The following is a 20,861-nucleotide window of genomic DNA, read 5'->3' on the forward strand; positions in this document are numbered from 1 at the left end:
TTTTGATCTGCCGCAAACGGAATGGTACGTTCGGTCGTGCGAGAGGTCAGGAATAAAATTCCCCTCCTACTCGTTCTTTAACATTATTGCCCGAATAATGAACCCTGCTGCCAAGCCCGGCAGCATAAAAATCATAGGTAGCCAAACGGGGCCAAACATGACGCCAAAGAGACTGAATTTGGAAGAATAAATACAGCCTACGGTGACAAAATAAGCGGCAAATACAAACGGAAGAAAGGAATATTTGTTTCCTCCGCCAGCATCCTTAAACGCATCCCACATGGCAAAAAAGTACAAACATGGATAAAACATGAGCCACTGATAATTAGCCCCTGCAATTGCTTTTTCAATCTCGCCGTGAAAACTTAACATGATAATCGAATTAAAATTAGCTTGAGAATTCACAAGAAATTCCAAAAAAATAAATACGAAGCCTTTAAAGTATTTTCTATTTAGGAATTGCCCAAATCCTGGAAGGGCAATGCTCCAAAGCAATTTTTCAATTGGGTTAGACACATTTTTTTCCCCTTCCAAGGAGGATATAGTGCAAAATACCTATATTTAGTGGTCCTTCACGTTCGTACTATTCATTTTGTCCTAATTTCATGGGAATATGAATTCTTAATTTTTTAAAAAACCTACATTTTACAGATTCCAACAAAATTTTCTCCAGCCATCAGCTATTATAGGAATTGTCAATTAGTAGAAATTACTTGTCATATATGGTATGGAGGGGATTTAAATGAAGGTAGAGATTTCCAATTTTAGAACACCTCATAGTATTTTATTCGGCAGGGGAGCATTTGGAAAGATAGGGGAGGAAGCTAAATCCAGGGGGAAGAACGCACTGATTGTTTCGGACAAGGTAATGGAGCGGCTTGGGTATGTAAATAAATGTGTGGATAGCTTAACTTTTCATGGTGTTCGTTCCAAGGTTTATCTAGGGGTGGACTCTGAACCCACTGATCATCATGTCGCCGAAGCGCTGGAACTCTTTAAGGAAGAAAAGTGCGATTTACTGATTTCACTTGGCGGAGGCAGCTGTATCGATACGGCCAAAGCGGTTTCGATATTGGCGGCAAACGGAGGCCGGATAAACGATTATGCCGGAGCGGTGGGCAAGTTGGCCCTTAAACCTCCAATCCCCCATATTGCTGTTCCTACTACTGCCGGCACGGGTTCGGAAGCAACCGATGTCACTGTCATCACCATTGTGTCGACTGATGTGAAATTAATGGTCAAGCAGCCTGCACTCATGCCAACTGCAGCAATGGTCGACCCGATGTTAACAATCAGTTCCCCAAAGCAAATAACGGCTGCGACAGGCGTAGATGCGCTCAGCCATGCAGTTGAAGCGTACCTGTCAAAAAAGGCCAATCCAATGAGTGATACATTGGCATTATCTGCTATGAAACACATTGCTTCCAACCTGGAACAAGCATACAATGATGGTGAAAACCTCGTGGCGAGGGAAGCGATGTCACTAGGTGCCCTGCAGGCAGGAATGGCGTTTTCCAATGCTTCGGTATGTCTTGTCCATGGGATGTCGCGACCGATTGGCGCGTTATTCCACGTTCCCCATGGATATTCGAATGCCATGCTGTTGCCGGCAGTTTTGGAATTCAGTAAGAATCATTGTGTTGACCGATTGGCTGACCTGGGTAAATTCTTTGCCCCTGATAAAAGAGAGCTTTCAAATGAAGCACTGGCCAATTTTGCGGTAGAGTCTGTCAAGGGACTTTGCGATGAATTGAACATTCCTAATCTAAAGGGATGGGGGATTGACAGCGGGAAATTTGCAGCCTCTATCAGTAAAATGGCCCAAGACGCGCTTGACAGCGGCAGTCCGGCTAATAATCCGATTGAGCCAACGAAGCGCGAAATCGAGGAATTATACCGAATCTGCTATGATTATGACTTCAGTGTCAAAGAGCATGCATAATAAATGGTTGCCCCAACCCAAGGACTATTTCCATTCGGTTGGGTTTTTATTTTTGCATAATGATTTTAAAAATATGCCAGATTTCGATATAATTAAAAAAAAGAAGGAGGAGGCGGTTACATTTGAAATACATACAAATTTCCAATACAGATTTAAAAGTTTCAAATATGATTATGGGCAATATGCGTCTAACTCAGTTGTCGATACCTGCGGCAGAAAAACTGATTCGTACAGCTTTGGAGGAAGGCATTAATTTCTTTGACCATGCCGATATTTACGGCCGAGGCCAGTGTGAGGAAATCTTTTCAGAAGCCATCCAAATGAATCCCGGGATTCGGGATAACATGATCTTGCAAAGCAAATGTGGAATTCGCGTGCCGGAGGGCTATTTTGATTTTTCAAAGGAGCATATTATCAGATCTGTCGATGGGATATTATCCCGATTAAAAACTGATTTTCTCGATATTTTGCTGCTGCATCGCCCTGACCCGTTAATGGAGCCTGAGGAAGTGGCGGAAGCATTTGAACAGCTACACACAAGTGGCAAGGTAAAGTATTTTGGGGTATCGAACCATAATCCGGCGCAAATTGAACTGCTGCAGAAATACATTCCGTATAAATTGGTCATCAACCAATTGCAGTTTAGCATTGCCCATACGCCGATGATTGACGCAGGAATTTCGCTAAATATGAAGATTGACCAAGCGATTAATCGCGATAGCAGCATTTTGGAATATTCTCGTTTAAACGATATGACGATTCAGGCTTGGTCGCCATTCCAGCATGGCTTTTTTGAAGGTGTTTTTCTTGGAGATATGGAGCATTACCCCGAATTGAATAAAACAATCGACAGTATTGCTGAAAAATATGGTGTAACGAACACTGCTGTTGCCGTCGCCTGGATTACCCGCCATCCGGCCAATATCCAAGTCATCCTTGGTACGACAAACCCGCAGCGAATGAAGGATGCCTGCAGCGGCTCAGAGCTTATATTAACTAGGGAAGAATGGTATCAAATTTATAAAGCTGCGGGCAATATTGTTCCTTAAACGAAAACAGGGGGGTGAAATTTATTCACCTCCCTTTGTATAGCATTTATTTAATTTCAAGTGGGATTAGGCATTGCCTAAGGCTTTTGACTGCCTGTTCCGGATTTACGGAGAAGCCCATATCATTCATCGTTTCCCCGATTAGCACAATCGCTTTTTCAAGCATGTCCTCAGTCGTATTCCCCATATGTCCGATTCGAAATGCCTTTCCGGACAAGTGGGCGAGTGCCCCGGCAACAATCACGCCTTTTTCTGCCAGTGCGGCACGGAAGGTGGCATCGTTCAATCCCTCTGGATATAGGATACAGCTTAATGTTGCGGCTGCGGCATTCTCTTCCGCCAATGCTTTCATACCGTATTCGGCAAGGGCAGCCCTTACTGCCTTGCCAAATAGTTTATGGCGAAGGTATCGCTTTTCCATCCCTTCCGCAAGCACCAACCTCATTCCTTCATCATAGGCGTAAATCAAGTTGACCGGCGGTGTGGCAAAATACTTGCCTGGATCGTTCATAATCGGAATCCAATTATAAATATCGCAATAATAAGCGGGTACCCGCTCGATTTGCTCCCTGGCCGCCAAAGCTGTCTGATTAAAAGCTACGATCGCCAAACCAGGCGGTACACCAATGGCTTTTTGGGAACCAGTTAGAACCACATCGATTTTATAATTAGGCTGACCATAAGCTTTGCTCATATCTTCTTCCATTGCGGCAGTAGCACAAACACCGTCAAGAAGGACCAATGCCCCATGTTTTTTAATGATCGGCACCAGGGTATCCAAATCGGCAGCAACACCGGTCGAAGTATCTGCATGAGTAATGGTCACTGCTTTGAAGTTTCCATTGGCAAGTTTTTCCTCAACATCAGAAGGTTCTACCTGTTTGCCCCATTCTGATTGCAATACCTCAACCTCGATACCGAATGCTTTCCCCAAATGAATAAACCTATCCCCAAAATATCCCTGGCTAATGACGAGAAGTTTTTCAGAGGCTGCGACCGTATTTACAAGTGCCATCTCCATCGCCAATGTCCCTGATCCCGAAATAATAAATACCTCTCCATCTGTTTTTAGCATTTCTTTCGTTTGTGTAATGGCATTTTTGTAAATCGTGACAAATCTTGGGTCAGTGTGACCTCTAGTTTCCTGACCCAGCGCATCATAAATGGAATCGACAACAGGTGTCGGCCCAGGTATGAGCAGCATCTCTTCGTTACGCATTTTTTAGTCCTCCTGTATGCTGTTAATTCATTGATAATAAAACCTACTTTAGTATATATTTCGATATTGGTAGAAAATATCCTCTTACTATTTTAAACTCATAGTTTTTAAAAATATTAATAAGAAATATAGAGCGAAAGTAAAGTACAGGAAAAGTGAAACTTTTCTCAAACTTTGTCGTATAATCAGATTGTAAAGTCTTACAGAAATGGAAACAGGGGGTTTATACTATGGAAATGCAAACAGAGATGAAGAAAGAGAATCCCAGTTTATTAGGAATGTTCACCAGTCCGGGAGAACAATTCGCGAGAATCAAGCAAAATCCAAAAATCTGGGCGCCACTGACACTAATCTGCATTATTTTTGGTATTGGGATGGCATTAATGGCGTTATCGATGAATGTGGAAACCTTAATCGATCAGGGCATTCCGGAAGATCAGGCCGAATTATTTTTAGGCATTACTAGGATTACAGTTGCGGTTACCGGCATTGTCTCACCTATTATCGGCATTTTGATCAGCAGTGCCATTTATTTGTTAATTGCCAAGATTGCCGGTTCATCTGTTACATTCAAGCAATTATTTTCATTGAATACATTTATCATGTTCGTCGGGGCCATTGGGTTGATTTTGAATATGGCCATTCGCTATGGTATTGGCGGCAACCCGGAAATCTATGTGACAAGTCTGGCAGGAGTATTGAATCTTGATAAACCGGGTGTCCTCGGTTCGATTGAGGTTTTTGGCATCTGGACAACTATTTTAACTGCGCTGGGTCTCCACAAAACAGCTGGCTTCTCAAAAGGCTTGGCATGGACAGTTGCGATTATCTTCTTCCTTATCACAATCGGTTTTGCTTTAATCGGCACTGCATTACAAGCAGCGCCGCAGCTGTAAGTTGCCAAACTCAAATTTTGCCGCTATAGCCCATATGAGGCAAAACGAAAGGAGCATAGGGTCAGGCGCCACATGCTGTCATTTTGATGGCCTGGTCTCCTGACCGTCCCATATGAAAAAGAAAACGTGGATTATTATAGGTGTTGCCAGCTTACTTGTCCTCATGATTTCTATTAGTGTTTATCGACAGGCCTTTGCCAAAGGACCCGCTGTCAAAACTGCCCAGCTTGTCGAGGAGGAGATTTCTTCACTGTTGATGGTACCGGGAACGGTAAAACTGGAAGCGGAACAGCTCGTCTACGCTTCTCCGGAAAAAGGAGAATTGCAGGAACTGCTTGTCGAGGAAGGGCAGACGATCGAGAAAGATACTGTCATTGCCAAATTGCAAAATCCCCAGCTTGAATTGGAAGTTGAACAGAATAAAATTGCAATTGAAACGGCGAATCTCAAAATTTCCCAGCTTGATAAACAAACCAAACAATTTAAGGACAAGGAAAAAACACTGATTGACCAAGTAGGGAAGGACGAAGCAAAAAAACAGCTGGATCCTGAATTTGAACGAATTGAAATGGAAAAGAAACTGGCCAATCTGGACCTGAAGCAGGCCAATCTGCAAAAGGATATAATATCAAAACGGAAAAGTGATTTGGAGATTAAGAGCACAATCGACGGTGTCGTGTTAACTGCAAAAAAACCGCCAGTATCCATGGCGGCTGGGGCCGGGGCAGAACCTATTATACATATAGGAAAGCTGGATAGTATGACCGCTTCAGGACTTCTATCAGAATATGACACATTAAAGGTTGCGGGCGGACAAAAGGTTATCATTCGTTCCGATGCTGTCCCAAACCAGGAATGGCAAGGTGAAATTACTAAAATTGCCGTTTTGCCGCAAACGAGCCAAGCTGGAATGGCAAATGGCAGCCAAGCTGTCCAATACCCGGTCACTGTTAAAATCACTGGCGACTTAAAAGCATTAAAACCAGGCTTTCAGGTTCTGATGGAAATTGAGACGGAAAAAAAGATGGCCGCAGTTCTGCCAATCGAGGCCATCCACGATGATGGCGATGACCCATATGTGTTCCTGGTTAAGGATGGAAAAGCAAAAAAACAGCAGGTCAAAACCGGGCTCACTTCAGGGGAGAAGCTGGAAATTGTTAAAGGGGTCTCCAAAAAAGACCGGATTATCGTAAAGGGACCCGACAAATTGCGAGACGGGATGGAAGTGACAACCCAATGATCCGCCTTGAATCCATCACTAAATCCTTTTTGGTTGGAAAAGAATCGATCGATATTTTGAAAAATATCAGCTTGATCATTGAGGAGGGGGAGTTTGTCGCCATTATGGGTCCCTCCGGTTCCGGTAAGTCCACTTTAATGAATATCATCGGCTGTCTGGATAAGCCGACTTCTGGGCAATATTTCCTAGGCGGCGAAGATGTATCGAATTATAACGATAAAGAGCTGGCTCGGGTACGAAATCAGTCGATTGGCTTTGTGTTTCAGCAATTCCATCTGCTGCCCCGGCTGACAGCCATGAAAAATGTGGAACTACCGATGATATATGCCGGAATCTCCAAGTCGGAACGGCAGTCCCGGGCTGAAGACGCGTTAAGAAAAATAGGCCTTGAAGACCGGATGGATCATCTTCCGAACGCCTTGTCCGGTGGACAGAAGCAGCGGGTGGCGATTGCCCGCTCAATTGTTAACAGGCCAAAGCTGATTTTGGCGGACGAGCCAACCGGAGCTCTTGATACTAAAACAAGCATGGCAATTATGGAGCAATTTCGCGAACTGAATCAAGAAGGAGTAACGGTGGTCGTTGTTACGCATGAGCCCGAGGTGGCAGAATATGCAAACCGTACGATTCTAGTCAGAGACGGAATGATTCAGGTTTCGGCTGCTGCGGAAAGGGGGCAGCGGACATGAGTTTTATGGAAAATATGCTGATGGCGTTAAGCTCTCTAAAAGCCCATAAACTGCGGAGCATTTTGACTATGCTCGGGATTATTATTGGCGTCGGAGCTGTAATCATTGTCGTGGCGATCGGTCAGGGCGGGGAAGCGATGTTGAAGTCGCAAATTACTGGACCGGGAAACACCATCGAGATGTTTTACCAGCCTTCTGATGAGGAGATTCGTGCAAACCCCAATATATTTCTGCAGGCTCCGTTTAAGCAGGAGGATATTCGTGCATTAGAACAGCTACCGGAAGTAAAACAAGTCGTCGCATCCAGTACGACCTTATCGGCAGTCCGATATCAGCAGGATACAGCCGATGTTTCCTCAACTGGAATTAATCAAGCCTATCTTAAATTGAACCAATTAAAGGTTGAGAAAGGGAGAAATTTATCGACTGCCGATTTTCTTGGCGGGAGACGAGTCGCTCTAATCAGTAACAAGTTGCAGGAAGAGCTTTTCAAGGGGAAAAATCCCATCGGAAAAATTATCACATTGGCTAATCAACCAATTGAAGTAATTGGTGTTCTTGAGAAGCCGACAGGGCTATTGGCTTTCGGGTCAATGGAAGTGTATCTCCCATTTCAAACATGGAAAATCATTTATGGAAGCAGTGATTTTACCCAGGTGACCATACAGGCGGACTCGGCAGAGCAGCTCCAGACGGCTGGGAAAAAGGCAGCTAATTTATTAAACAGGATGCATAATACGGAAAAATCCTATCAAGTTATCAATATGGAAGAAATCGCTCAAGGGGTGGGCCAAGTCACCCAAATTATGACCTTGATTATCGGAAGCATCGCCGGGATTTCCTTGTTTGTTGGTGGAATTGGCGTCATGAATATCATGCTGGTGTCAGTAACGGAACGGACGAGGGAAATCGGCATCCGCATGGCTCTTGGGGCAACAAGGGGGCAGGTATTAACCCAATTCCTGATAGAGTCGATGACATTAACCTTGATTGGCGGCATCCTGGGGATTTTCCTCGGCTGGGGTACATCAGAAATTGTCAGCTTCTTTGCCGGCTGGCCATCGTTAGTGTCCTGGCAGGTTGTATTGGGCGGTGTGTTATTTTCAATGGTTATTGGGGTGGTTTTTGGGATTCTGCCGGCAAATAAGGCATCGAAACTCGACCCAATCGAATCTTTAAGATATGAATAATTTATACTGGAATCGAAAGTGTGCCACTTTCGGTTCTTTTTATAGGGTACATACTGGCACACACCATAAAATGATGTTAAAATAAATCTGATTATTCAGGTAAATAACAAATTCTAAAACTAGTTTAGAAGGAGACGAGAAGAGATGAGCATGGAGAGAGCGAGTGTAGAAAGAAGAGGCTATTTTGGAGAGTTTGGCGGCAGCTTTGTTCCGGAGGAGCTGCAGCAGGTTTTGAATGAATTGGAAGCACAGTTTTTACGGTATAAGGATGATCCGGAATTTATCGAAGAATTTAAATATTACTTAAGGGAATACATTGGCCGAGAGAATCCGCTGACGTTTGCCGAAAATTTAACAAAGAAAATCGGCGGGGCGAAAATCTATTTAAAGCGTGAAGACTTAAACCATACCGGGGCTCATAAAATCAATAATGCCATTGGCCAAATTTTATTGGCAAAACGTATGGGAGCAAAGAGGATTATCGCTGAAACCGGGGCCGGCAAGCACGGGGTCGCGACAGCAACGGCCTGCGCGATGTTCGGCATGGAGTGCGTCATTTATATGGGCAAGCTTGATACCGAACGCCAGGCGTTAAATGTTTTTCGCATGGAATTACTGGGGGCAAAAGTGGTCCCGGTTGCCAAGGGCCAAGGTAGATTAAAAGATGCTGTTGATGAGGCGCTCGGCGACCTTGTGCAAAACTATCAAAATACTTTTTATTTGCTAGGTTCGGCGGTGGGCCCTCATCCATACCCGACAATGGTAAAGCATTTCCAAGCGGTTATCAGTGAGGAATCGAAACGTCAGGTAGTAGAAAAAGAAGGGAAGCTGCCTACGGCGGTGATTGCCTGTGCTGGCGGCGGCAGCAATGCCATCGGTGCATTTGCCCATTATATTGCGGAAAAGGATGTTCGATTAATTGGCGTCGAACCTGCGGAAGCACCTACGTTGACGGAAGGAGTGCCAGCAGTCATCCATGGTTTTAAGTGTATTACACTCCTTGATGAAAATGGTGATCCTAAACCAACCTATTCGATTGCAGCCGGGCTAGATTATCCCGGCATCGGGCCGGAGCATAGCTTCTTAAAAGTGAGTGGAAGAGCGGAATATGCAACTGCAACCGGACAAGAAGCGCTGGAGGCATTCCAAGTGTTGAGCAAAACCGAAGGGATTATTCCCGCTTTGGAAAGCTCCCATGCCGTTGCCCACGCGATCAAACTGGCAAAGGAACTTTCTCCTGAGGATGTCCTGGTTGTAAACCTCTCCGGACGAGGCGACAAGGACGTTGAACAAGTATTTCATATGTTAATAAAATAATCGTTTTTTCAAGGATGATCCGTTTAACGGATTATCCTTTCTTTATTTTAGTAGAATTTGAACATTTTGAGGAAATCTAAATATTTACTTGAAAAGTACCAATAAAGCATGAGATGGTTTAATCAAATATGTGTAAATGGTAGTGATTGCGATGATTAAGAAAAAGGTACGGCAGATTTCGCGTTCTCGTGATATTGTTTATGCCTTTACCAGACATGGATTCGGGTTTCTGGTAAAAGAAATGGGGCTGCTTGACTTGTTGGCTGTTCCCAAAAAGCTTTTTGTCGAAGGCACAAGGAGCAGCGCGGGAAAGTCGACAGGTGAACGGGTCAGGTTATTCCTGGAAGAGCTTGGGCCAACTTTTGTGAAAATCGGCCAAATTGCCAGTACCAGACCTGATATAATTCCTCCTGATATCATTAAAGAGCTTGTAAAGCTTCAGGATCAGGTTCCGCCATTCCCCTTCGAGGAGGTGAAGGCAATCGTTGAACAAGAATTGGCAGACTCCCTGAAAAACACTTTTGCACAGTTCTCGGAAGAGCCTATTGCCGCAGCCTCTATCGGGCAAGTGCATGCCGCCACTTTGCATACAGGTGAAAAGGTAGCGATAAAAGTGCAGCGCCCGCAAGTTAAACAAGTGATGGAAACAGATTTGGAAATCCTGCAGGAACTGGCAAGGGTAGCTGACGCAAGAATTGAATGGGCAAGGCGCTATCAGGTACGCGAGATTATGGAGGAAATCGCTAATTCCTTACGACTGGAGCTGGATTATAAAATTGAAGCACGGAATTCAGAAAAGATTGCTCACCAATTTACTGCCAATCCGAAAGTGTTAATTCCAAAAATCCATTGGGAATATACGACCGAGAAAATGATTACGATGGAATATATTGAAGGAATCAAGCTAAATGAAGAGGAGCGGCTGCATCAAGCGGGCTATAACATTAAAAACCTTGGGGAAACGGTGGTTAATGCGATATTTCAACAAATATTAATCGATGGGTTCTTCCATGGCGATCCCCATCCAGGCAATATCTTGGCTTTACCGGGGGAAGTGATCGCTTTTATGGATTTCGGAATAATCGGGCGGCTTAGCTCCGATATGAGAAATCATCTTGCTTCATTTGTGATCGCGTTGATGAACCGAAATACGGATGAAGTGGTCCGAGGGATTACCAATATGGGCCTGGTACCGGACGATGTCGACCGCAAACAGCTGCGATTGGATGTCGACCGTCTCCGTGAAAAATATAGTGATGTTCCGTTTAGTGAAATGAGCATGGGCAAGACGGTCAATGATTTATTTACTGTTGCCTTTCGGCATCGGATTCAGCTGCCAACTGATTTGACTATTCTCGGGAAAACACTCCTTACAATTGAAGGCGTCATCGAAAAGTTGGACCCGGAGTTAAATATTGTTAAAATTGCCGAGCCATTTGGCCGTCAATTGCTGAAAGAGCGGTATCACCCTAAAAACATGGCTGAAAAAATGTGGAGTCAAGTCAATGAGTATGGCGATATATTAAACGACTTGCCAAAACAGGTAAAAGAGATGGCGGCAATCATGTCAAAGGGTAGGATGAAAATTGACCTTACCTCCCCGGAAATTGATTCATTTGTCAAGAAGTTAAACCGAATCAGTAACCGGATTTCTTTTAGCATGATTCTTCTTTCAATCAGTATTTTGTTGACTGGGGTGATCATCGGTACTTCAATATCTGGACAGACTTCAAAGCTCCTAACGAATTATTCGATTGTTGAATTAGGCTTCGGAATTATCATAACGTTATTTCTTTGGTTATTATTTTCAATTTTTAAGTCAGGAAGATTTTGAAAACAGGTTAATAAAAAACTGCCAAATCCGCTAGGATACGGCAGTTTTTTTGTTGTCAAAAAATGTTCACAAGATAATGTTAAAGTTTTGTGAATATTCAATAGAAAAAAGACAATATTCGACGTTCTTTTTAGGTTGACAAGTTAATATATTGAACGAGAAATGCAGTAATTTAAGAAAACCAAGGATACTTGTGGAATCCTGTCGAGATAAGTGCGTTTACAATTTTTCAATTCATATCAATAATTTAAACTGTATTATGCTTCACTAAGTATTTTTATTATTGAATTCTTATGTGAAGTATTGGTATGAAAACTATCTTTAAGGAGGATTTATGATGGATTATCAGCAAAAGCCTTGGTTAAAGTGGTATGACCCCAGAGTGGATGAGCATGTGAGTGTAAAGTATGAGTCGCTTTATGATTTCTTGGAGAATGCAGTAAACCGGTTCGAAACCAAACCAGCATTTACGTTTTATGGAAAGGTCTTTAGTTTTATTGAAACGAAAATGATTGTAGATCGTCTCGCGGCTGCATTACATAAAGAGGGACTGAAGAAGGGCGATCGGGTCGCAATCATGCTGCCAAATTGCCCGCAATACATGTTTACTTTATTTGCGATTTTTCGCTTGGGCGCGATCGCTGTCCAAGTGAATCCAATGTATGTGGAACGCGAAATCGAATTTGTTCTCGAGGATTCCGGTGCCAAGTTCATGGTTGTCCTCGATGGCTTTTACCCGAAGGTGAAAAAAGCGCAATCCACTACCTCCTTAAAGAAAGTAATCGTTGTTAGTTTTGGCGGGGAAAGAATGGAGCTTGGCGAAGAGGATGTATACTTTGATGCAGCCCTTCAGGTCGAGGTCTCGTTCCCAGAGGTTGAAATCAATCCACATGAAGATGTTGCAGTCTTGCAATATACTGGCGGTACTACCGGTGTTCCAAAGGGTGTCATGCTGACCCATTATAATTTGTTGGCGAACTTTAACCAAGTTTGTGATTTTATTTATAATACATGGGATGAAATTCCCGAATCCTTTAAAATGATCACGGTCCTCCCAATGTTTCATGTGTATGGTCTTTCAAGTGTCGCCCTTTGTGGAATTCGGGAGGGTGCCAATCAGATTATCCTTCCTCGGTTTGATGTAAAGGAAGTCATGGAGACGATAAAGCGGGAGAAGCCATTAATTTTTGCCGGAGTTCCGACAATGTATTTTGCGTTGAACAGCCAGCCTGAAGCATTAAAAGAATGCCATTTTGAAGAAGTCTATTATACAGGCAGCGGTGGGGCGCCGTTACCTGTGGAGCAGGCGAAAATATTTGAAAAGATCACTGGCGCCATTCTAAGAGATGGGTATGGGCTTTCCGAGGCAGCGCCGACAGTTGCTTTTAATCCTCCGTTCTTGCCAAGAAAATATGGAAGTATCGGAATTCCAGTTCCGAGTACGGTGATCAGAATTGTTCGTGAAACGGAAGACGGTGAGTTTATTGATGTTCCGGTTGGCGATCAGGGTCAATTAATTGTCAAAGGCCCTCAAGTAATGAAGGGTTACTGGAATCGTCCGAAGGATACGGAAGAGGTGTTAAAGGATGGCTGGTTGTTTACAGGGGATATTGCGAAGATGGATGAAGATGGCTATTTCTATATCCTCGACCGCCAAAAGGATATGATCATCGCCAGTGGCTACAATGTTTATCCGCGCGAAGTTGAGGAAGTGCTCTATAAACTTGATGGTGTAGAAGAAGCGATTGTCGTTGGCGTGCCTGATTCCTATCGAGGCGAAACAGTAAAAGCGTTTATAAAGCTCAAAGCGGGATTTACGCTTTCTCCTGAGGAAGTTATTCAGTTTGGAAAGGATAACCTTGCCCCGTATAAGGCACCGAAGGAAGTAGAAATTCTTGCGGAGCTGCCAAAATCATCGGTTGGAAAATTGCTCAGACGGGTATTGCGCGATCAGGAACTCTCAAAAGTAAAGGCATAATTATAGATTGAAAGATTAATTGGAGAAAGCTAGGGGTTAACGGTCAAAAAAAGGGGAATCTTATACAAACGGCCCGGTCAAAATTGGCCGGGCCGTTTTCTATCATGTCGATGTCTAGCCATTTTCTTCATTCGTTTTACTAAAGGTTTGATAATAAAATGACAAAAAATAGGGAATTTTGTCGACAAGGTTAGGTTTACAAATCCAATATTACCCATAATAATTGAAATTATATTAATATTCTATTGTTTTATCATAATATAAACATGCGAGCGGGGCCAATAGAATTGGAGAGGTTCTTAATCCGCTTGATGAAGGAGAATTATTTATGGATATACAGGACTTATTTAGTTTAAAAGGAAAGACAGCGATTGTTACCGGCGGTGGTAGGGGTTTGGGCCAGCAAATTGCCACAGCCTATGCCGAAGCGGGGGCTAATATCGTTATATGCTCAAGGAATCTTGATGCATGCCAAGCGTTTGTAGATGCGCTCCGGGAAAGAGGCGTGCGAGCCTTGGCGTTTAAATGCGATGTGTCTAATCCCGAAGATATCCAATATGTTGTTGACGAAACGGCCAAGGAGTTTGGCGCCATTGATATTCTCGTCAATAACAGCGGAACTAGCTGGGGGGCACCTGCCTTGGAAATGCCGGCAGACAAATGGGATAAGGTAATGGATATCAACCTTAAGGCAGTTTTCCTGTTCTCCCAGGCAGTTGGGAAAATCATGAAAGAACAACGTTCAGGCAAAATTATCAACATTGCCTCGATTGCTGGATTAGGTGGACAAGACCCATTAGTTATGGATGCCATCGGCTATACGGCAAGTAAGGGAGCTGTCATTGCTTTTACGAAGGATCTCGCGGTAAAGCTTGCTCCGTATAATGTTCATGTTAATGCGATTGCCCCAGGCTTTTTTCCTACTAAAATGGCAAAAGCGATTTTGGATTATTCCGGAGAAAAAATTCTTGAGCGTACTCCTGCCGGCCGTTTTGGTTCCGATGACGATATGAAAGGCCCGGCACTATTTTTGGCATCAGCGGCCTCTGATTATGTTTACGGGCATGTTTTAGTTGTCGACGGAGGGACAACTGCAGGAGTACAATAGATTATTATGAAAATATTTGCCATTTTTGAAAACTTTCTGAATTCCATGGGTATTCCCTTGAAGGCTACCAGTAATTATGTTTAGATAAACATACGAATGTAAATGTTTACACAAACATACCGACCGGTTAGTTAAGAGGGGTTTAAATGGAAACCAAGCATCAAGATTCAGTTGAATATTATAAATACCTGGAGGCGGAAACGAATAAACAAATCCATTCCCTTACTAATTGCCGCAATTTTACGCTAGCATTTGGCAGGGCATTAGAACTCCATTTAAAAAAGGTTAAAGTTCACAAAAGATTAACAACCAGATGGTTAAAACGGTTGGACCTTCCTAATAAAGATGAAATAGCAGCTATTTCAGTAACATTAGTAGATTGTGAGGATCAACTGGATATGCTGGATGAGACCGTTTATCTTATCAGCAAGGAGCAGCATCATAATCTTCAGCAATTAAAAACGGTCACTCAATCTTCGAAAGAGTTGCTGGCAGTCTTGCAACAGGAAGTTAAAGACATACACAACAATAAATTAATGACGTTGGAAGAGGATTTGCTGGAATTAAAAAAATTATTTGAGACTTAAACAAAGCGGAGGAGGAACAGTGAACATGGCAGATACAACTGAAAGAGAACAAGAAACAACTGCTGAAGGGGTAAAGCAGCTTTCTAGCTTGGAACTTATGTGGAAGCTGGGTTTTGATGAATTGGATGGTTGGGTAGCACGATATAATAAGCGGGATGAATTATTTTTGGAAGCAGTAAAAAGCTACGTTGAGACGATTAAACGCAATCGGGAAAATATTAAAGCAATTACGGAGCAATTTGGTCAAGAGGTAAAAACTTGGGAAAAAGCGGCCCGTGAGGAACTATTAGTAACGACAACGACACTGCAGAATTTTTTTCCTGCAAAATCGTACGAGGAACTTAATGAGGCAGTAGATGACATTCAAAAGAAAACTACCTCGCTGTTATTAACGCCATTCCGTTCGGTGGACAGTGTGCAGGCTTTGGACAAATATTTGGAAATGGTTGAAAAGTACATTGCTGTTAGGAAAGCAGGCAGAGAAAAATATATTGATAGTGTTAAAAAAACAACAAGCATATTTTATGAATATCAAAAAGTGTTTGTCGACTTATTTTCAAACCAAGTTAAATCAGCACTTTTTCCATTCCAAAAATATATGAAAAATGCTGTAGATCCAGCTAATACTTAAACGAGGTGACCAGGAATGTCAGATAATAAAACATATGACCCATATGAATCTTTTCATAAATTAAGTTTATTGTGGGAAAAGCAAATCAATGATTTTATCTTTCTTTGGACGAACAACAAAGAGTTTGTCAAAATGACAAATGCGGGTACGGAATTCCATTCCCGTTATTTAGAGACCTTGAAGAAGAATCAAGAGGCGCTTGCGAGTGTCCTTAATTTGCCGACAAAGAGTGATGTCACCAATGTTGCAAATCTGACAATCCAAACAGAAGAAAAAATAGAAGCTCTTGAGGAACAAATTTGGGAACTGCAAGACTCTGTTAAATCACAAAGCAAAGAAATCCAAAGTGTCGTAGAAGTATCGAAGGAAATTATTAAACTGACGAAACAATTAAAAACGGAATTGGTTAAGACAAAAAAAGAACTGGCAGATACAAAGAGCCTACATGCCGAGCTTCAAGAAATGAAATTTGAATTACTGAAATTACACAATTTCAAGGATGAGTTTGATGAGCTCAAAGGCCTGATTTCTAAAGAAAAGACAGTGGAGCCCGTGTTAACTGGGACAGGTTCGGCAAAGTAATTTGAGGGGTGGTGGCTATGGCCATGGCAACAGATACACCAATTAAAAATCTTATACCTGAATTCGATTATGAAAAAGAAGCCAAACGATGGAATAATGTGTTAAAGGCTTTAACTGAACCGGAGCCGAAGATTGGTCACACACCAAAAGCGGAGGTGTGGCGGAAAAATAAATCAGTATTGTGGCATTATCCGGCCAAACATAGGAAATATGAGATTCCGTTATTTTTTGTATACTCGCTATTCAATAAACCATACATTCTTGACGTAGCCCCTAAAACGAGCGTTATTGAAGGGCTGACGAACATGGGCTATGAGGTGTACCTTCTGGATTGGGGGGCACCAGGCTATGAGGATAAAAAAATCGGTCTGGATACGTACATCGATAAATATCTTCGCACTGCTGTAAAACGGGCTATTCGCCATTCCGGAGTAGACGAGATTACTTTGGTTGGCTATTGCTTAGGTGGTACGATTGCCTCCATCTATGCTTCTATAGCAGACGAACCAATTAAAAATTTAATCGTTGCAACCGTACCAATTGATTTCCAGCCATTTGTCGGACCGGATAAATGGGCCGAAGGTTTAAGACAAGGTGATATTAACATTGACCATTTTATTGATGTATATGGGAATATTCCGCCTAAAATGGTTGAGGGGATGTTCCGGGCCATCGGCGCTCCGGTTTATTTTACCAACTATACGATGTTGCTGGCTAGAGCCCATGACCATCGGTATGTTGATAAATGGAGACGCATGAACAAGTGGACGGTGGATCAGGTTCCTTTTGCCGGTGAGGCCTACCGTCAGTTGACGACTGAATTGTTTAAAGAGAACAAGCTTGTGAAAGGTGAATTGGTTATTGGCAACAAAAAGGCTGATTTGAAAAATATTAATGCAAATCTCTTTGTCATATCAGGCTCGAGAGATAATTTAGTTTTAGAAGAACAAAGCAAGCCGATAATGGATTTGGTTTCAAGTAAAGATAAGACCTATGTCGTCGTGGAAAGCGGGCATGTCGGTTTGGCATTGTCCGGTCTGTTTGCCAAGATTGTCGATCAATGGGCATCTAGCAGGTCCAATCAACTGTAGGCAAATTTAGGGGAATAAAGCAGGGTACAAGGTCATATATAATATATGGGAGTTTAGAGGAGGATAAATCCTCCCTTAACTTGCCGTTTGGTGCTTATCTAAAAAATCTCTAAGCACTTTATTGAAGGCATCCTTGGCCTCAAGCTTGGCAACATGTCCTGTATTTCTGAAGATGACAAACTCGGAATGGCGGATGAGTTTATGCATTAAAAATTGGACCCAAACAGGGGTGACCGAATCATATTGGCCGCCAATAATCAGGGTTGGCACTGTAATCGTAGGAAGAAGTGCCAAATTATTGACTTTCAGGCATGCTTCCATCGATTGAAAATAATATTTCTGATTTGGCCGGTAAAATTGATAAAACTTTTTAAAGTTTTCTTCCGACCAGGAATAAAGGCAAACCTTTGCGGCTGTTTCTTTTATTAACTCCGGAGCCTTATTGGCTGCACGGGCTTTACGATAAGCCAGGAATAGCTTTCCAAGGTGCTTGGGGGCATAATGAAACGTACTTACCAGCAACAAGGAGCGGCACAATTTCGGGGCCTGGCGATAAATTTCCTGAGCGACCATGCCTCCCATGGAAAGTCCGCAAATGTGGGCGCTTTCAATTCCGAGTCCTTTTAACAGGGTAATGACATCATGGGCAAAGTTTTTAATCGTGATTTCGCCGGGTGAATGATAATCACCATGTCCGCGTAAATCAGGGATAATCAGGTCATACTGATCGGCTAATTCAAACTGGTTCGACCAGCCCTCTTTTACTTCTCCAAGTCCATGAATTAACACTAAAGGTTCACCGGCTCCAAGTCGCAAATAAGGAATTTCATAACAGCATTTGAATACCTGATTCAAATTTCATTCCTCCCAGTGATTTTTTAATACCTTTTCTTCCCAACATTTACACTGTATAAACATATAAAAATATTCTGATTATTTTATTATATAATGGAGGTTGACAAATTATTACATATAGGTGTAAATTACATATATAGACTAGCATCGATTAACTACATCATATCTACATGTAATTTTAAGGAGGAATAAAAATGGGTGCATCATCAAAGCAAGATGGACATGCAGAAGTTCGGAAAAACCAATTCGTAGATACGCTTTGGAATCAATACGAGCAATCGGTAGAACGTGCAAGACAGCTTCGTGAACAAAGGGAGGAAGCTTATCTGGATGCCGTTAAAGAAGTGGTGAAATTCAATCAGGAATTCAGATTTTCACTGGGCAACCTTTTTCAAACCTATAGAAAGACAAATAGTGAATTGGTGAAGGGTGTTTCCGGCAGACTCAGTAAAAATGGAGAGGCAAAACAGGTTGTCAGCCCAGAAGTTAAGGAGCAGTTGGGTGAGGTTTCTGAGCGTATTGAGCAGTTGGCTGCAGCTCCAATTGCCGCAGGACTAGATTTAATTGCCCGTTTGGAAAACAATTTTATCGAGGGCAGCGAGAATTATATTAAAGTTTCTAGAGAGCGTCGCCAAGGATGGCAGCAGGTTACTGACGAATATGTAAAGCTGGCAAGAGAAAACAACCAAAAGTTGGTAAATCGTGTTGAAGACAGCTTTAAAGTTTTAGTAAAATAATTTATGAAAAAACTCCATTGTCCATCAGGGCTTTGGGGTTTTTCTTTTAGGTGAATTTTAGATATGATATAGGGTAAGGATTAAAGTGAAAAAAGAGGTCCCAAACATGATTAAAAGATATTTGACATTCCAAAAAAATAATGGGATTGCCCCCTACATTTGGACAATTCTTTGTATCTTGCCGTTTTATTTTATCTTTCAGGCTCCGAGTACCGCTCAGATTGTGGTGGGAATTTTACTTACGCTAACGTTTTTTATCCTTTATCGAATTGCCTTTATTTCAAAAGGCTGGCTTGTATACTTCTGGACTCTGATCTTGATCGGGATATCGATTACGGCGACAAGCCTGTTCAGCTATGTTTATTTTGCGTTTTTCCTTGCTTACTTTCTCGGTAATATAAAAGACCGGATTGCCTTTTTCACCCTGTATTTTATTCATTTATTAAGTACCACCATTTCGATTAACTATAGCATTGTCATGCATGAGAGATTATTTCTGCAGCAATTGCCGTTTGTTGTGATTACTTGGGTCAGTGTTATTTTGCTCCCATTTAGCATTCATAATCGGAAAGAACGGGGCCAGCTTGAGGAGAAACTGGAAGATGCCAACAAACGGATTGCCGAACTGGTGAAAATTGAGGAGCGGCAGCGGATTGCCCGTGACCTTCATGATACACTAGGGCAGAAGCTTTCCCTCATCGGCTTAAAATCCGATTTAGCCAGAAGGTTAATTACTAAAGACCCCGAGCAGGCCCGGAGTGAGCTTAAGGATGTCCAGCAAACTGCGCGCACGGCTTTAAGCGAGGTAAGAAAAATGGTCTCCTCAATGCGGGGAATCCGCTTGAAGGATGAAATCGAGCGGGTAAAAGAAATGCTTAGAGCGGCCCAAATTAGCTTGGTGTGCGAGGGAGAATTTTCAACGGCAACGGCAAATGTCTCGCCGTTTACTGAAAATATTTTAAGCATGTGTCTAAAGGAAGCGGTCAATAATGTAGTTAAACATAGCGGTGCGAAATCATGTCTTATATCCATTGGGCAAACAAACGGGGAGATTCTTCTGGCAATAAAGGATGATGGTGTTTTTAAGGGAACGCCCGGGCGCCTGGCAGGGGGCCATGGATTAGTCGGTATTAAAGAACGGCTTGAATTTATAAATGGAAGTTTGGACTTGGATACCAAGAATGGAACGAAATTAATCATTAAAGTGCCGAACGTATTAACACCTCGACAGGAAAGAGGGATTGGAAATGATTAAGATTGTTATTGCCGAGGATCAAAAAATGCTCCTAGGTGCATTTGGTTCCTTGCTAAATTTGGAAGATGATATGGAAGTGGTCGGCAAGGCAGCGAATGGGGAAGAAGCTGTTGCCCTTGTAAGAAGCCTGAAACCTGATGTCTGCATTATGGACATCGAGATGCCAGGAAAAAGCGGACTCGAGGCAGCTGAAGAGCTAAAGGGCTCAGACTGCAAGGTGATTATTTTAACCACATTTGCCCGTTCCGGTTACTTTCAACGGGCCTTAAAGGCAGGCGTGAGCGGTTATTTGTTAAAGGACAGTCCAAGTGAGGAACTGGCAGGCTCAATCAGGAGTGTTATGGCAGGCAGGCGCATCTATGCACCGGAACTGATGGATGATGTATATGCGGAGGAGAATCCGCTGACAGACAGGGAACGGGAAGTGCTTGAGCTGGTGGCAGACGGTAAAAACACGAAGGAAATCGCCGAGGAGCTCCGCATTAAAACGGGCACGGTTCGGAACTATATATCCATCATCCTCGATAAACTGGAGGTTAAAAACCGCATTGAAGCAATTACCCAGTCAAAAGAAAAAGGCTGGTTTAAATAGGATGCTCCCCGCCGGATACATTAGGATGCTCAAGATTTTAGAGCATCCTTTTTTTGTTCCCAAAATAGG

The 20,861-nt window shown here is 42.7% G+C and carries 20 protein-coding genes; 17 read left to right on the forward strand and 3 right to left on the reverse strand.

The window, feature by feature from the left end:
* Nucleotides 1-66 precede the first annotated feature (66 nt).
* Nucleotides 67-516 carry a hypothetical protein gene (locus AR334_RS21555; protein ID WP_066317516.1) on the reverse strand — a complete coding sequence of 150 codons (450 nt, stop codon included), beginning with the start codon at nt 514-516 and terminating at the stop codon, nt 67-69.
* A gap of 226 nt (nt 517-742) precedes the next feature.
* On the opposite strand from AR334_RS21555, the gene AR334_RS21560 reads away from it, so the two are divergent.
* Together AR334_RS21560 and AR334_RS21565 are read left to right on the forward strand one after the other, a co-directional pair.
* Entirely contained in the window at nt 743-1,942 is a 1,200-nt protein-coding gene (locus AR334_RS21560) for an iron-containing alcohol dehydrogenase (protein ID WP_066317527.1), read from the forward strand.
* Between the two features lie 122 nt (nt 1,943-2,064).
* Nucleotides 2,065-2,991, forward strand: coding sequence for an aldo/keto reductase family oxidoreductase (locus tag AR334_RS21565; RefSeq protein ID WP_066317530.1), 927 nt, complete (start codon nt 2,065-2,067; stop codon nt 2,989-2,991).
* Between the two features lie 46 nt (nt 2,992-3,037).
* On the opposite strand, the gene AR334_RS21570 is transcribed toward AR334_RS21565, so the two are convergent.
* Nucleotides 3,038-4,210 carry an alanine--glyoxylate aminotransferase family protein gene (locus tag AR334_RS21570; RefSeq protein ID WP_066317533.1) on the reverse strand — a complete coding sequence of 391 codons (1,173 nt, stop codon included), beginning with the start codon at nt 4,208-4,210 and terminating at the stop codon, nt 3,038-3,040.
* A gap of 230 nt (nt 4,211-4,440) precedes the next feature.
* On the opposite strand from AR334_RS21570, the gene AR334_RS21575 reads away from it, so the two are divergent.
* The 12 genes from AR334_RS21575 to AR334_RS21630 all read left to right on the forward strand — a co-directional run bounded on the left by AR334_RS21575 (nt 4,441) and on the right by AR334_RS21630 (nt 17,353).
* A complete protein-coding gene (locus tag AR334_RS21575) occupies nt 4,441-5,106 on the forward strand; it encodes a Yip1 family protein (RefSeq protein WP_066317535.1) in 666 nt (221 codons plus the stop codon).
* 112 nt (nt 5,107-5,218) lie between these two features.
* Nucleotides 5,219-6,346, forward strand: coding sequence for an efflux RND transporter periplasmic adaptor subunit (locus tag AR334_RS21580; RefSeq protein WP_066317537.1), 1,128 nt, complete (start codon nt 5,219-5,221; stop codon nt 6,344-6,346).
* Nucleotides 6,343-7,035, forward strand: a complete 693-nt coding sequence (locus AR334_RS21585) for an ABC transporter ATP-binding protein (protein WP_066317540.1) — start codon at nt 6,343-6,345, stop codon at nt 7,033-7,035. Before AR334_RS21580 ends, AR334_RS21585 begins: the two co-directional genes overlap by 4 nt.
* The gene (locus AR334_RS21590) at nt 7,032-8,225 is read left to right on the forward strand and encodes an ABC transporter permease (RefSeq protein WP_066317544.1); all 1,194 of its coding nucleotides are present in this window, start codon (nt 7,032-7,034) and stop codon (nt 8,223-8,225) included. The genes AR334_RS21585 and AR334_RS21590 overlap by 4 nt, the downstream gene beginning before the upstream one ends.
* Nucleotides 8,226-8,369: 144 nt before the next feature.
* Nucleotides 8,370-9,542: a tryptophan synthase subunit beta gene (trpB, locus tag AR334_RS21595; RefSeq protein ID WP_066317548.1), complete on the forward strand. Its 1,173-nt coding sequence runs from the start codon at nt 8,370-8,372 to the stop codon at nt 9,540-9,542.
* A 151-nt stretch (nt 9,543-9,693) separates the two neighbouring features.
* Complete coding sequence (locus tag AR334_RS21600) at nt 9,694-11,376, forward strand: AarF/ABC1/UbiB kinase family protein (protein ID WP_066317551.1); 1,683 nt, start codon at nt 9,694-9,696, stop codon at nt 11,374-11,376.
* 334 nt (nt 11,377-11,710) lie between these two features.
* Complete coding sequence (locus tag AR334_RS21605) at nt 11,711-13,354, forward strand: long-chain fatty acid--CoA ligase (RefSeq protein ID WP_253701336.1); 1,644 nt, start codon at nt 11,711-11,713, stop codon at nt 13,352-13,354.
* A gap of 328 nt (nt 13,355-13,682) precedes the next feature.
* Nucleotides 13,683-14,462, forward strand: coding sequence for an SDR family oxidoreductase (locus AR334_RS21610; protein WP_066317557.1), 780 nt, complete (start codon nt 13,683-13,685; stop codon nt 14,460-14,462).
* Nucleotides 14,463-14,608: 146 nt separating this feature from the next.
* The gene (locus AR334_RS21615) at nt 14,609-15,049 is read left to right on the forward strand and encodes a hypothetical protein (protein WP_066317560.1); all 441 of its coding nucleotides are present in this window, start codon (nt 14,609-14,611) and stop codon (nt 15,047-15,049) included.
* Nucleotides 15,050-15,074: 25 nt separating this feature from the next.
* Nucleotides 15,075-15,680 carry a hypothetical protein gene (locus AR334_RS21620; RefSeq protein ID WP_066317571.1) on the forward strand — a complete coding sequence of 202 codons (606 nt, stop codon included), beginning with the start codon at nt 15,075-15,077 and terminating at the stop codon, nt 15,678-15,680.
* 15 nt (nt 15,681-15,695) lie between these two features.
* The gene (locus tag AR334_RS21625) at nt 15,696-16,262 is read left to right on the forward strand and encodes a polyhydroxyalkanoate biosynthesis repressor PhaR (protein ID WP_066317581.1); all 567 of its coding nucleotides are present in this window, start codon (nt 15,696-15,698) and stop codon (nt 16,260-16,262) included.
* Between the two features lie 17 nt (nt 16,263-16,279).
* On the forward strand, nt 16,280-17,353 hold the full coding sequence (locus tag AR334_RS21630; protein ID WP_253701337.1) for an alpha/beta fold hydrolase: 1,074 nt from the start codon (nt 16,280-16,282) through the stop codon (nt 17,351-17,353).
* 75 nt (nt 17,354-17,428) lie between these two features.
* On the opposite strand, the gene AR334_RS21635 is transcribed toward AR334_RS21630, so the two are convergent.
* Nucleotides 17,429-18,208, reverse strand: a complete 780-nt coding sequence (locus AR334_RS21635) for an alpha/beta fold hydrolase (protein ID WP_066317583.1) — start codon at nt 18,206-18,208, stop codon at nt 17,429-17,431.
* A gap of 194 nt (nt 18,209-18,402) precedes the next feature.
* Between AR334_RS21635 and AR334_RS21640 the strand changes: the two genes are divergently transcribed.
* The 3 genes from AR334_RS21640 to AR334_RS21650 all read left to right on the forward strand — a co-directional run bounded on the left by AR334_RS21640 (nt 18,403) and on the right by AR334_RS21650 (nt 20,792).
* Complete coding sequence (locus AR334_RS21640; protein ID WP_066317586.1) at nt 18,403-18,945, forward strand: hypothetical protein; 543 nt, start codon at nt 18,403-18,405, stop codon at nt 18,943-18,945.
* Between the two features lie 106 nt (nt 18,946-19,051).
* Nucleotides 19,052-20,200, forward strand: coding sequence for a sensor histidine kinase (locus tag AR334_RS21645; RefSeq protein ID WP_066317592.1), 1,149 nt, complete (start codon nt 19,052-19,054; stop codon nt 20,198-20,200).
* Complete coding sequence (locus AR334_RS21650) at nt 20,193-20,792, forward strand: response regulator transcription factor (RefSeq protein ID WP_066317601.1); 600 nt, start codon at nt 20,193-20,195, stop codon at nt 20,790-20,792. The genes AR334_RS21645 and AR334_RS21650 overlap by 8 nt, the downstream gene beginning before the upstream one ends.
* Nucleotides 20,793-20,861: the final 69 nt, after the last annotated feature.

This window comes from Bacillus sp. FJAT-29814, from assembly GCF_001510715.1.
In the GTDB taxonomy this organism is placed as follows: Bacteria; Bacillota; Bacilli; order Bacillales; family Cytobacillaceae; genus Neobacillus.